The organism is Hyella patelloides LEGE 07179 (assembly GCF_900659865.1).
GTDB lineage: Bacteria > Cyanobacteriota > Cyanobacteriia > Cyanobacteriales > Xenococcaceae > Hyella > Hyella patelloides.
Window position 1 is genome coordinate 21,197 of the sequence record NZ_LR213812.1, and the last position, 12,927, is coordinate 34,123.

A 12,927-nucleotide genomic window follows, 5' to 3' on the forward strand; every position below is an offset into this window, starting at 1 on the left:
ACTATCTAAATATCAGATTTTCAATATACACGACTGATTTATTTATCTCCCTATTCTCCAGAATTTTCACAAGCGCGAAAACTGTTGGTAAAAAGTGAAATTTCTTCTCAGAAAAATTAAGGAAATAACTTATAAAGATTTAATTTATTGCACCACTAATGCTATGTTAGAGGTCACAAAAAAAGATATCAATAAGTGGTTTACTCACTGTTGTTACCATACCTCATAGCCATGAGAATTGCTATATACAAATTCAGAAAAATATCCTTACTTAACAAAGTCATAATATTGAAATAAGTCAAAAATCAACTGAAATATAATGCTAAATTATAAAATACTTGCAATACGTAAATTTGATTTAGGGGCTTGATAGTATCAAAATAACCTAAAATGTTTATTAGATTATTTTTTCTAATTAGTATAGATGAGTGTTTTTTTTGAATTTAAAATACTAAAATTAAAATATTGGGAGTTTGAGTGGATAAAAATTTTGCTACCAATAGTTTTTTATTGCAATCATTTACACCTCGTCCCAATAAAAACGATAAAAGAGGTATTCATTTTCAAAATTTTTCCGTTCCACTACATGATGAATAAAACCTTCATCTATTAAACGCTGTCCTAATTTTACAGATTGTTCGGGAGATAGATTAAGATTATTTACCATCCAATCTACTGCTTCCTTTCCAATAAAGCAATTAGAATAAGTTCTTAAATTATAACGACGATTTTTGATTTTAATTCCTCCAAGATTACGCATTTTAGTAACTAATTTTTCAAGATTGATAGTAGCTATCATCTCTATTTCTTGACTATCTTTTTTTATTTGAGCAGATATCTCTTTAAGTGAAATAGTCAATCCAATATTTTTATTAATAAATTGTAGTAATGTTTGTTCAAATTGTTGAGATTGTTGGGAATCAGGAATTTTTTGAGCTAAATTTTCTACAAACTCTTGACAATTAAGATTGGGATTTTGAGATAAAGTTCGTTGACAAATAACACTACCAATAGGTCCAACAGACTTGGAAAGTAATTCTTGACAAAGACTGATAAATTCTAAACCGCTCTTAGTATTAAGAGTTTGTGTATTAGCTTGCTGCACTGACAATTTATTCTTATCTTGTGAAGTTAAATCTTCATTTTTATAGGATGACAGAGTAGTATTTTTTTTATTTTGAATTACAGACTCTTCTTTCCATAATTGAAAATAGTATTCTTCTTGTACTAATAGACACAAGCTTTTGGAATGCTTTTTGAGATATGTTTGACAATATTGAACGGCAGAAGCTTTCTGATCCAATGCAAATACTGGTCCTTGGATTAAGATTCTACCTTGGTATCTTTTTTGTAATCTACTATCACCAGGAGTTGTTTGTTGACTAAATTCGTCAACAGAAATTATATTCATTTACTTGTCATCTCATAAGTATGTAACTCCAATTTTAACTATCAAAATTAGATCTACCACTTAATATTGATTTTCTCTTTTAATGTGTTTTTTTTTTCACTAGCGACATTACTTGATAAAGAAGGTTTTAGCTATCCCCTAGATTCAAACTAAATACAGTTTATTGTTCTCAAAAACCTTCTCTAAATAACACTAAACTTCTAATTCCGTTTTCTATAAAACAAACCAATACCTATAAAGCCTAAAATCAAACCAACTATATTGTTAGATTCGGGAACTGCTGTTCTGACGCAAGGATTGCTAGTTTGGGGAGCTTGAGTACAAGAAACATTAAAAGTATTAGCTTGTAATCTTACCTGAGTTGGTTCGGTAAATGTTTGTTGAATACTACCTGTAACATCTAAACTGGCAAATTCTTGATTTCCGCCGAATATTTGTTCATCATCAAAAGAATCGATCGCAGGATTTAGATTACTGGTGGCAAAAATTGTATCGTTATCAATACCATCTGCTAAATTGGTATCTAGATTTCCGATCGCTCTCAATTCTCCTAAAAACGTATCATTCAAATCATCAAATAAAGCAAAAGATACGCCACTAAAAGTATTAACGCTACCGTCTAAATCGCTATTAACTGAATTTTCTAGAGCTAAAGAAACTGCAAAGTCAAAACTTAAAGTCTCATTGCTATCAACAAAGAAAATACTACTAGCAAAAGAATCAGACTGTCCTAAACCAAAGTAATTACTACCATCTCCCGAAGCATCACTAGTAAAATCTAAGTCTAAAGAAGCATCGTTTTCTTCAATTACAAAAGCTAAAGTCCCATCTCCATTAGCATTCGCTACACTATCATCATTTCCTGTAAAAGCGATCGCATCTCGGAAACTATCCCCATCAGGATCTTGTGGCAAAATACTAAATTCATCAATACTTAATGACGTTTCCGAATTGGAAAAAGTGGCAGCTTGAGCAGTTATTTCTCCTGCAAAAATACCACCAATAATAGAAGTAGTTGTTAATAGAACAAATCTGACAGAAGACTTATTAGAAAGCATTTTTTTAGTTTAAAAAACTTGTATACTTGTATGCCTGTATACAAAAAGCTTACACACATACACACATTAACTTACTATTAGATATATCTTCTGTCTATTTTGTTCCATAGTGGGTAATTAACTCTTCATACTTGGATATTACATATTCATTGATAAATATTAAAATATTAATTTTTAATATCAAATGAATTTAGCTATAATATTTTTTCTCTTTAGCGATCGCCCAAGATGCAATTGCACCTCCGACAAAGCCAAATAAATGACCTTGCCAAGATACTCCTGTTTGAGAAGGAAGCACCCCAAACACTAAACCACCATAGAGAAACAACACAATTACAGAAACTAAAATTGAAGGAAGATTCTTCTGAAAATAACCCCTCAGAAGCAAAAATCCCAGGTAGCCATAAATTAAGATACTTGCACCAATATGTACCGAACCTGCTCCACCAAATAACCAGACACCAATTCCCCCTACTACAGCAGCCAAAATAGAAACTATATAGAAATCACTGGTTTCTTGAATCATAGTTAACCACCCTAAAGTGAGAAAAGGGATAGTGTTGGCAATCAAATGTCCAAAGCCACCATGAAGAAAGGGTGCAAAAATGATGCCTCGTAAGCCCACTATACTTTGAGGTTGAATCCCAAAACGGTCTAGTTTACCTTTAAAAATAACAATATCAACAATCTCAATAATCCAAAAAATTCCGATCACTGTCAATAAAGTTTTAATTTCTTCCGTAGTAGATTTCTTCTGACGGCTACTCATGCTCATAGTTATTTGATGGTTTTGCTATTACAGTATTTTTCTTACATAAGTAATTGTAATAATTTTTTTTCCTGACAACTATTACATTCTTCTTAATTTTTCATAATACTCATTTACATTTTGAAATATTAGCTGGAATTTAAGCGATTTAACTTTTTATAATAAGAGCGATCGCATCTGGCTGTGGCAACTTCTGTCATGGGTTGATAACAATTTTTTTCGTATAAAATTACCGCCTCTTTCAATACCGAAGCAGTTTCAAGGTAGATAACTTTAAAGCCTTTATTAGCGATCGCTTTTTCCAACTTTTGTAACAGATATTTACCCAAACCTTGTCCTCTAACTTGCGGTAACAAATACATTTTACGAATCTCTACTTCTTTGCTATCTCGCTTCACAGGATAATAAGCAGCAGTACCCACGATTTTGCCCTCAGTCTCTACTACCCAAAATTCTCCTCCCGTGCCGAAATAAGCCGTTTCCACCTCAATTACATCTCGATCTGCTTCTTCAGGTTGCCAAGGTAAACCATACTCTTCCAACACCCTACGAATTACCTCTGCTGCCGAAGAGCGATCGCTTTTTTGCCAATCTCGAATCACAAATTGTTTATAAGATTGTTTCATTAATTGCTGTTAGTATTTGGTGGTTAGTGGTTGGTGGTGTGTAGTTTTTACTTGCTCTGTTGGTTCTTCTTCCTCGTTCCTCCTTCCTCATTCCTCATTCCTTAAATTGTGATTAGTTGCTATTACTAACTATGTATCCTCGGTTCATGATAGAGAGTCGAGAGAATTTCGCTTTCAATAATTGATAACTCTTCCAACCTTTTGTCTACCACTTTGCGTTCGCAGTATTGAGTTGCTAATACCCAATACATTCCGTAATGACGGGCTTCTGATGCCATTAAACTACGGTAAAATTTAGCCAATTCTGGTTCTGGACAATGTTCTCCTAGTAAACCTAATCTTTCGTGAGAACGAGCTTCAATTAAAGCCGAAACCAATAAAGAATCCAAAAGACGATCTGGTTCTTGATGACGAATCTGGGCTTTTAGCTTGCTACCATAGGGAGGAGAATTTAAAGGTGCTAAAGGAATTTCTTTTTTGTCCAACCACTGATTTACCTGTTCAAAATGTTCTAACTCTTCTTTAGCAATCGCCGTTAATTGTTTTACTAATTGACGAAAAGAGGGATAACGGAACATCATATTAATAGCAATTCCTGCTGCTTTTCTCTCACAATGAGAATGATCCAGCAAGATGGTATCTAAATTAGCCAAAGCCTGTTCGATCCAGCGATCGCTAGTAGAACACTCAAGAATTTTGATCGTAGTAGCTAAAGACATAAGTATTTTCTCCCAAATTTACATCTATAGGCGTATAATATGTCAACATATATTTAATATTCTTGACAATATAGGACAATAAAAAAGTAGTCACGACTCGTGCGAGATCGTTGCATTAATCTCTTTTTTTAGATAAACTTTGACATTTTTAGGAATTGATGGTTAAAAACTGGGAATAATAAAAAATAAGCCTAAACTGCTCCCAATATTAACGCCTAAAATTTTTTAGCTCAATTATTTGGTATCGGATAACAAAAAAATTAATTATGACCAATCATCGCCGAATTATCATTGGTGATGTCCACGGACATTACGACACTCTAGTAGCTTTATTAGACTCGATAGCTCCTGACAGTAGCGATCGAGTATATTTTTTAGGAGATTTAATAGATCGTGGTCCCAAAAGCGCAGAAGTCGTTGATTTTGTGATGAAAAACAAATACCAGTGCTTGCGAGGTAATCATGAAGAGATGCTACTTGATGTTGTGGGTAATGGTAAAGTATCCGTGGAATTGTATCAAGGTTGGCTTTATAGTGGAGGTCATGCAACCGTCACTAGCTATGATAGCAAAATACCCCAAGAACATATTGACTGGCTCAAAACTCTCCCCGTATATTTAGATTTGGAAGATATTTGGTTAGTTCATGCAGGAATCGATCCTCGAATCCCTTTAGAGAAACAAACATCAGAACAATTTTGCTGGATTAGAGAAGACTTTCATAGCATTTCAGAGCCTTATTTCTCCGATAAGCTGATTATTACAGGTCATACCATTACGTTTACCATGCCAGGTATTCAACCTGGTCAAATTGCAGCAGGAAATGGTTGGTTGGATATCGAAACAGGAGCATACCATCGCAATAGTGGCTGGCTTACTGCTTTAGACATCAATAATCAAAAAGTTTACCAAGCAAACACCCAAGATGGTCGCTTACGGACATTACCCTTAAAAAGAGCCGTTGCAGGAGTGGATATGTCCAAAATCCATCAGCGTAGAGTTCGTAGAAGAGCCTAAATTGAAGTCAGGAGCAAGGATGAGGGATGAGGGATGAGGAACAACAACGAACAACCAGCCACTAACCACGCTCCCACTAACTAATAGCAATTCACCGTCCTTTATCCTCGTTCCTTCTTCCTTAGTTGAATCACTTCAAAACATCAATTAGCTAACTGAGAAATCTTTTCAGCGAGAGAAAAATCTAAAGCAGTTAAGCCACCAGCATCGTGGGTAGTAAGGCTGACTGTTACCTTATTGTAAGAGATTGCCAAATCGGGGTGATGTCCTGCTGATTCTGCTGGTGCAACCAATTGATTCACAAAATCAATCGCAGTTACAAAATCTTTAAACTCAAAAGTACGGCTGATTACCTTACCATCCGTCGTCCATTCAGGTAATGTCTCAATTTTCTGATTAATTTCTGTTTCTGAAAGCAACATAGAATTATTAGGGGTATTTTCTGCCACAGTAACAGTAAAAGGTATCAAGAGAAAAGAAACAAGACAAGACAGGATGATAACTCGAAGTTGATTCACGTTAAGCAATTATTTCCCATAACTTACTTTTTCGATCTTGCCATAGAACCGTCAAATCTTAATTTATATCTTGTATTTTGGACGCAAAAAGTTCTCTAAGTCTATGATAAAGAAAGCGATAGTTTTTTATCAAAATCTTGCTTAATCTATGACCAGCACATTGATGTGGTTGATTGCAGGAGCTTGTCTCTGTGCAGCAGAATTAATTTTACCTACCACATTTATTGTTTTTAATATGGGGATTGCTGCTATTTTAGTAGCTGGAGTATCTTTAATGTTGCCTTTTCCCAATCTTTTGATTGCACTGTGGGTAGTTTTTTCTTTATCAGGGGTTATATTATCTCGTCGTTTTCTGACTTCAAAACCCAAAGCAAGAAATATAGAAGATGATAGTGAGGGAGAAGCTTTAACCGCGATTTTACCAGGAAAAACAGGCAGAGTCTTGTATGAAGGTAATTCCTGGCAAGCTAAATGTGTTGATGAAAGTATCCAAATTGCCGAAAAAGAAGCAGTTTATATTGTAGAAAAACAAGGTAATACACTAATTATTTTACCTCGTAACCTATTACCATAATTTTTTTTATACCATCTTAATTTAGGAGTATGAATAATGAATGGATTTTTACTTATGCTAGCCTTAGCTTTTGGCTCTGGATTAGCTAGCTCAGTCAAAATTGTTAAAGAAAAAGAAGAATATTTAATCGAAAGATTGGGTAGCTACAATAAAAAACTCGAACCAGGATTAAATTTTACCATTCCTATGTTCGATAAAATTGTCTATAAAGATACGATTCGTGAAAAAGTATTAGATATCCCTGCTCAATCTTGTATTACCCGTGATAATGTCACTATTACCGTTGATGCGGTAGTGTATTGGCGCGTCATGGAAATGTATAAGGCATACTATAAAGTAGAAAACTTAAGAGATGCCATGGTAAACCTTGTTTTAACTCAAATACGTTCAGAAATGGGTAAATTGGAGTTAGATCAAACCTTTACCGCTCGTACCGAAATTAACGAAATCTTACTCCGAGAATTAGATATCGCCACCGACCCTTGGGGAGTTAAAGTAACTAGAGTCGAGCTAAGAGACATTATGCCCTCGAAAGCAGTGCAAGACTCGATGGAATTACAAATGGCAGCAGAAAGGAAAAAACGGGCTGCAATTCTGACTTCCGAAGGAGAAAGAGATTCTGCGGTGAACTCTGCTCAAGGTAGAGCGCAATCTAGACTTTTAGATGCAGAAGCCAGTAAAAAAGCCGCAATTTTAGAAGCAGAAGCCGAAAAACAAGCTATTTTGCTTAGAGCAGAAGCCGAACGAGAACAGCAAGTCATGAAAGCTTCAGGTACAGCCCAAGCAATGGAAATTGTCACGGATAAACTAAAAAATGAAGCTCAAGCCAGGGAAGCCTTACAGTTTATCTTGGCGCAGCAATACTTAGATATGGGTAAAGAAATTGGTAGTAGTGAAAGCAGCAAAGTGATGTTCATGGATCCTAGTAACATGGTATCCACTATGGAAGGAATGCGATCGATTATTACCAATAACAAGACAGACAACGGAGAATATGTCCCCACCGAATTAAATTTAGAAAAGATTAATCGAAATTATCAGTAGTTGCGGGTTGTTACCTCATTGTGTGTGTGTTTCTTGGTGTGCATTTCCTATTAATAGCTGCATAGATACTGAATTGTTGCCTAATTGAATAATATGTAACTTTTCATGCACACCATATCCTGTCTCGATGCGATTTAATTAAAATTGGCTTTCAAAAGACTTTTTACCTTTGACATAACTGGCGACTAATTGCCAAGCAAATAACCACACAAAAATAGGATTATTAACTAAATATCTGCGCCATAAACGTTGTGGCTCACGACTAAAACGATACAACCATTCAAAACCCCATTTCATAACCCAACGGGGTGCTTGGGAAACTTCCCCACTATGAAAACTAAAAGCTGCACCCACACCAATCATCACAGCCTGTAATTTACCCTGTTGTCTTGCCATCCATTGCTCTTGTTTGGGACAGCCTAAACCCACAAATACTACCTTAGCTCCAGATTGATGTATTCTAGCAATATCTTCCGCTTCTTCTGTGGCAGTCAGAGGACGAAACGGTGGAGAATTTACCCCTGCAATAATTAAATTAGGAAACTGTTGTTTCAGATTAGCCTGTAACTTCTCCAAAGTACTAACGGTGCCACCATACAAATAAATTGGGACTTCTCTTTTAGCAGCACGATCGCACCATTCTAGCATGAGATCGGGACCATATACCCTAGTTTGCCGTTTAATCCCCAGTAACCGCATTGCCCACACTAAAGGCATACCATCAGGGGTTACCAATGCAGCTTGATTTAAGATCTCGCGATATCCCCTCTGCCAATAGCTCATCATCACCACATGAACGTTAGCAGCTACGATATAACAAGATGTGTTGGTTTTTACCCATGATTCAATGCGATCGCAGGCATCTTGATAACTGGTATTATGAATAAAAGTGGATATTATAGGGATTTTTTTAGTTAGTTGACTCACTGTTGACTGTCTCAAGCTTCACGAAGGCTACAGCTACAGCTTTCCCAGAAAAGAGAGCTTTGCAATCATCAAAGTAGTAACTTTATTGATTATTTTGGTGTTGTTGAAATTGTTGACTATCACTAAAACTTTTTTATGACTAAACGTGATTTTCCTCCCATTCACCCTGGCGAAATTTTACTCGAAGATTTTTTAAAGCCTATGAATATTAGCCAATATTATGTTGCTCGATCTCTTGGTGTTCCTCCACGTCGTATCAATGAAATTGTTCACGGTAAACGTGCTATTACTGCTGATACTGCTTTAAGACTAGGTCGATTTTTTAATATGGAAGCTCAATTTTGGATGAATCTTCAATCTCGATATGACCTTGAAGTTGCACGAGAAAATTTATCTGAGCGATTAGAAAAAGAAGTTCAAATTTATTCCGCCTGAAATAAGCCTAATGTCTTTTACCCAATGATTAATGCGATCACAAGTATCTTGGTAACTGGTAGTATGGATAAAGGTGGATATTATGGGAATTTTTTTAATTAGTTGACTCACTGTTAGCTGTCTTAAACTCTACAAAAGCTACAATTACAGCTTTCCTAGAAAAGAGATATTGGCGATAATCAAGATAGTAACTTTACTAATTCCGAGTTATTACTAATGGCAAATTTTTAAATAGGTTTTATAATTCGAGCAAAAGCTGGAGTAGCATCCCAGTTTAATGTAGGTTATAAATCAAATATTTAGCTTAATGTTAAATACAAAATCTAATTTAAAAAATCTTTTAAAAAGATGTAATTTAAAAAAATTAATCATATCAAATCTCAATATAGCTTTATTTATACATAAAAATAATTGATAAAAAATATTATTAATAGTAAATTAAATTTTATATGTCAAAGTAAATGATAGTAAAAAAAATTTTGCAAAATACGCTACCTATTCAATGGCGTATATACTTACGAAAAAAACTAAATTCAATAATTCGCCAATTCAAAACACCCAAGATGCTCTGGGGTTATCAAAATGCTTCTGGACAGTGGCAGCAACGAACCAGAATTAGTGATACTGTATTTTTTTATTATCCTAAGAAAATTTACATACAGGATAATGTTTTCATATGGCATTATACAATTTTAGATGGAACGGGTGGACTTGAGATTGGAGAAGGTTCTCAAATAGGTGCTTGGGTTGGCATCTTTACCCATAGTTCTCATATCGCTATTCGCATCTATGGAAACCACTATCAAGAAATTACAGAAAAAGAAAAAAAAGGATATAAAATTGCTCCAGTAAAAATAGGAAAATATGTTTTTATTGGAGCAGGTTCTAAAATATTTCCAGGAGTTAAAATTGGTGAAGGAGCTTTAATATCAGCTGGCTCATTTGTAACTAAGGATGTTAAAGAATTTGAAATCGTCTCAGGTAACCCAGCAGAAGTAATTGGAAATACAAAAAAACTCGATCGTCGATATATGAGAGATAGTCAGCTAAAAGAATGGTATGAAGAATGGCAAAGAACTTAAAAAATTACTTGGTGTATAAAATTCACGATCGAGAGTTAAAATTATGTGCTGCCCGACATCTTAAAGGGCGACTAATTGATATTGGTTGTGGAACAAAACCTTATAAAGAATTATTATTTCCTTATGTTGATGAACACATAGGTGTCGATCATGAAAGTACATTACACGATAAGACAAATATTAATCTCTTAGGAACAGCATATCAAATACCTGTAGAAGATGCTTCATTTGACTCGGCAATCTGCACTGCTGTTTTGGAACATTTAGAAGAACCAGAGTTAGCTTTAAGAGAATGTTATAGAGTTCTTAAATCTGATGGAATAGCAATTTATTCAGTTCCTTTTATTTGGCATTTACATGAAGAACCAAGAGACTTCTATAGATACTCTAAATATGGATTACAATATCTGTTTAAAAAATCTGGATTTGAAATTTTAGAACTCAAAGCTCTTTCAGGATTTTGGGTAACTTTTGGTCAGTTATTTGTTTATAATTTGTATCGACTTAATCATGGTTTATTTCGTTGGTTCAGAATAATTGATATTATTGGAATATTGATTCAAACTTTATCTTATGGTTTTGATCGAATAGATAAAACTGAGCAGTGGACATGGATGTATTTAGTAGTAGCTAAGAAGATAAAATGAATTTAATTGAGGTAAAAGACTTTCTCAGAGAAAATATAAACGAAGAAAGTGAAAAGTATTTTGGGGTTACAGATTCTAAATTAGTTGAGCGAGTCACTAATAATTGGTTTAATGATCAAAACAATTATGATGGACGTTGGCAAAAAATTATAGAAAAAGTACAAATAGTTGGAAAGGTTTTAGATATGGCTTCTGGCTGCGGTACTTTTACTTTATTTGGGTTACAAAATGGATACGATGTTTGGGGGATTGAGCCAGAAAAATGGAAAAGGGAGTACTTCAAAAAGAAGGTTATTGCATCTAATTATCCAGAAGAGTTTCTCAAACATCTTGTAGAAGGAGTTGGAGAATCTTTGCCATTTGATGACGCAAGCTTTGATGTTGTAACTACTTATCAAACTTTAGAACATGTTAAATGCGTCAGTAGTTGTATTCAGGAAATGCTACGTGTTTTAAAACCAGGAGGAATTTTATACATTAAATGTCCTAATTATGATTGTTTTTTTGAACCCCATTATCGGATTTTGTTTTTACCAAAGATGAACAAAAAATTAGCAGCTAAGTATTTAAAAATAATAGGAAAACCGACATTAGGTTTACAAACACTTCAATGGACAACTGAAGCTGAAATAATTAATTTACTTAATACAAATAACTGCATTGACAAAGTAGAAAAACTTGGATTTTTACATGAAACAAAAATTCGTCACAATAAAATAATAAATAAGCTACCTGAATTTTTAAGAATAAATATTCTTGTTTGTCAAATTGACTGGCTTTATAAGTTAATATATAAAATATATAAGTTATCGAAAATAGGTAGACAAGAAAATCATGTAAATTTGTGGGCTACTAAAGTTAAATAGCTCCTAATACTAAATATGAATTTAGTATTGAAAGACAGCAATAGTAGATAGTTTTAAATCTTTTTTTAGTTTTTTTTAAATCTACATTTAGCTTTCCATTACCTTTTTATAAATATCAATAGTTTGCTCATAATTAACTTCTGGAGTATATCTTTCTAGATAAATCTGACGACATTTGTAGTCTATTTTAGCCATTAACGATGGATTGTTTCCACATAATCTTAAAGTGTCTACCCAAGCATTGAGATTATGGGCTTCTACCAAAAAACCTGTTTCTCCCTCTGTAACTAATTCAGCTAACGCACCTAAATTGGACGCGATAACTCCTCTTCCGCAAGCAAAAGCTTCAATGACAACTCTACCAAAAGTTTCATGCCATTGAGATGGAACAACCACGATTGTCGATTGCTTAATTGCATCAATAATTTTATCTTTAGTTTGATATCCTTGAAAATGAATATTGTGCAAATTGCGATCTTGTACAAATTTTTCTAATTCTTCTCTTTGTTCTCCATCTCCAATAATATTTAATTTCCATGTTGGCTGTGCTAGTTTTTCCCAAGCTATAAATAAGTTGATTAGTCCTTTTTCGGCTGATAAACGACCAAAGAAAAGAAAGGTAGGCTGCTCAGGAGTTGAAGTGATTTTTTGATTAGTTAAAGGGTCTGGAGTTATGTTAGGTTTAACAAACAAACGATCTTCAGGAATTCCTACTTCAATAAATTTGTTAGCAGCAAATTGACTTGGAGTAATAAAAGCAGTTACATCATTTAACCAAGTTCCTCGCCAACGATTATAAGTTATCATGTTCCAAAGACTAAGAGATGCAGGTAAAGATTTTTTATAGCAACGCTTCACTACACCACGCCAAGGGTTTTTTCCTACACAGGCTTCACAAACTTTTCCTTCTCTAAAAAGATAAGCATTTAAACAAGCTAAACGAAAATTACGTAAATGTTGAATAGTGGGAATACCAAGAGATTGAGCAGCACTATGAATTGATGGAGAAAACAGAGGAAAAAAATTTTGTACATGAACTAAATCAGGCTGATAAGATTGTAAATAAGCTCTTATTTCTCGATATTTACGATAATTCCAAGTAGTAGAGAAAAAAAGTTCTAGTTTATCAAGCGAAGAATAATTTTTAATATCATTATTGGTTTCTTCAATTAATTGAACTTGATGACCAGCATTCCTTAATATTTCAATTTCCGCCTCTGTAGATACATCTTCTC

General features: G+C 34.1%; 15 protein-coding genes and 1 pseudogene. 8 read left to right on the forward strand and 8 right to left on the reverse strand.

All coding sequences use genetic code 11. The features are described 5' to 3' along the window. Positions 1 to 27 precede the first annotated feature (27 nt). Positions 28 to 229: pseudogene (locus tag H1P_RS09725) on the forward strand (IS630-like element ISMae26 family transposase); the annotation flags it as partial. A gap of 291 nt (positions 230 to 520) precedes the next feature. Here the strand turns inward: H1P_RS09725 and H1P_RS09730 are convergent. From H1P_RS09730 to H1P_RS09750, 5 genes are all read right to left on the reverse strand, one after another. Further along, the gene (locus H1P_RS09730; protein WP_144866657.1) at positions 521 to 1,411 is read right to left on the reverse strand and encodes a DUF8082 domain-containing protein; all 891 of its coding nucleotides are present in this window, start codon (positions 1,409 to 1,411) and stop codon (positions 521 to 523) included. A gap of 200 nt (positions 1,412 to 1,611) precedes the next feature. Next, the gene (locus H1P_RS09735) at positions 1,612 to 2,469 is read right to left on the reverse strand and encodes a hypothetical protein (RefSeq protein WP_144866659.1); all 858 of its coding nucleotides are present in this window, start codon (positions 2,467 to 2,469) and stop codon (positions 1,612 to 1,614) included. Between the two features lie 190 nt (positions 2,470 to 2,659). Continuing rightward, positions 2,660 to 3,244, reverse strand: a complete 585-nt coding sequence (locus H1P_RS09740; protein ID WP_144866661.1) for a rhomboid family intramembrane serine protease — start codon at positions 3,242 to 3,244, stop codon at positions 2,660 to 2,662. Positions 3,245 to 3,366: 122 nt separating this feature from the next. Beyond that, the gene (locus tag H1P_RS09745; RefSeq protein ID WP_144866663.1) at positions 3,367 to 3,864 is read right to left on the reverse strand and encodes a GNAT family N-acetyltransferase; all 498 of its coding nucleotides are present in this window, start codon (positions 3,862 to 3,864) and stop codon (positions 3,367 to 3,369) included. Between the two features lie 125 nt (positions 3,865 to 3,989). Next, entirely contained in the window at positions 3,990 to 4,583 is a 594-nt protein-coding gene (locus tag H1P_RS09750; protein ID WP_144866665.1) for a MiaE family protein, read from the reverse strand. Between the two features lie 266 nt (positions 4,584 to 4,849). Between H1P_RS09750 and H1P_RS09755 the strand changes: the two genes are divergently transcribed. Then, positions 4,850 to 5,599: a metallophosphoesterase family protein gene (locus H1P_RS09755; protein ID WP_144866667.1), complete on the forward strand. Its 750-nt coding sequence runs from the start codon at positions 4,850 to 4,852 to the stop codon at positions 5,597 to 5,599. A gap of 143 nt (positions 5,600 to 5,742) precedes the next feature. On the opposite strand, the gene H1P_RS09760 is transcribed toward H1P_RS09755, so the two are convergent. Further along, positions 5,743 to 6,117 (reverse strand): 4a-hydroxytetrahydrobiopterin dehydratase, encoded by a 375-nt coding sequence (locus H1P_RS09760; protein ID WP_246141575.1) that lies wholly within the window; start codon positions 6,115 to 6,117, stop codon positions 5,743 to 5,745. A gap of 148 nt (positions 6,118 to 6,265) precedes the next feature. Here H1P_RS09760 and H1P_RS09765 point away from each other — a divergent pair, with 148 nt between their 5' ends. Both H1P_RS09765 and H1P_RS09770 read left to right on the forward strand, forming a co-directional pair. After that, positions 6,266 to 6,691, forward strand: coding sequence for an NfeD family protein (locus H1P_RS09765; protein WP_144866669.1), 426 nt, complete (start codon positions 6,266 to 6,268; stop codon positions 6,689 to 6,691). A gap of 36 nt (positions 6,692 to 6,727) precedes the next feature. After that, positions 6,728 to 7,735 carry an SPFH domain-containing protein gene (locus H1P_RS09770; RefSeq protein ID WP_144866671.1) on the forward strand — a complete coding sequence of 336 codons (1,008 nt, stop codon included), beginning with the start codon at positions 6,728 to 6,730 and terminating at the stop codon, positions 7,733 to 7,735. 138 nt (positions 7,736 to 7,873) lie between these two features. Here H1P_RS09770 and H1P_RS09775 read toward each other — a convergent pair whose 3' ends face one another. Beyond that, entirely contained in the window at positions 7,874 to 8,662 is a 789-nt protein-coding gene (locus H1P_RS09775) for a WecB/TagA/CpsF family glycosyltransferase (RefSeq protein WP_144866673.1), read from the reverse strand. 135 nt (positions 8,663 to 8,797) lie between these two features. On the opposite strand from H1P_RS09775, the gene H1P_RS09780 reads away from it, so the two are divergent. The 4 genes from H1P_RS09780 to H1P_RS09795 all read left to right on the forward strand — a co-directional run bounded on the left by H1P_RS09780 (position 8,798) and on the right by H1P_RS09795 (position 11,692). Continuing rightward, a complete protein-coding gene (locus H1P_RS09780) occupies positions 8,798 to 9,097 on the forward strand; it encodes a HigA family addiction module antitoxin (protein WP_144866675.1) in 300 nt (99 codons plus the stop codon). A gap of 461 nt (positions 9,098 to 9,558) precedes the next feature. Then, a complete protein-coding gene (locus H1P_RS09785; RefSeq protein WP_144866677.1) occupies positions 9,559 to 10,179 on the forward strand; it encodes an acyltransferase in 621 nt (206 codons plus the stop codon). Beyond that, the gene (locus H1P_RS09790) at positions 10,164 to 10,826 is read left to right on the forward strand and encodes a class I SAM-dependent methyltransferase (RefSeq protein ID WP_144866679.1); all 663 of its coding nucleotides are present in this window, start codon (positions 10,164 to 10,166) and stop codon (positions 10,824 to 10,826) included. Before H1P_RS09785 ends, H1P_RS09790 begins: the two co-directional genes overlap by 16 nt. Next, a complete protein-coding gene (locus tag H1P_RS09795; protein WP_144866681.1) occupies positions 10,823 to 11,692 on the forward strand; it encodes a class I SAM-dependent methyltransferase in 870 nt (289 codons plus the stop codon). Before H1P_RS09790 ends, H1P_RS09795 begins: the two co-directional genes overlap by 4 nt. A gap of 87 nt (positions 11,693 to 11,779) precedes the next feature. Here the strand turns inward: H1P_RS09795 and H1P_RS09800 are convergent. Beyond that, positions 11,780 to 12,927: glycosyltransferase (locus H1P_RS09800; protein ID WP_144866683.1), on the reverse strand; the 1,148-nt coding region annotated here is incomplete at its 5' end.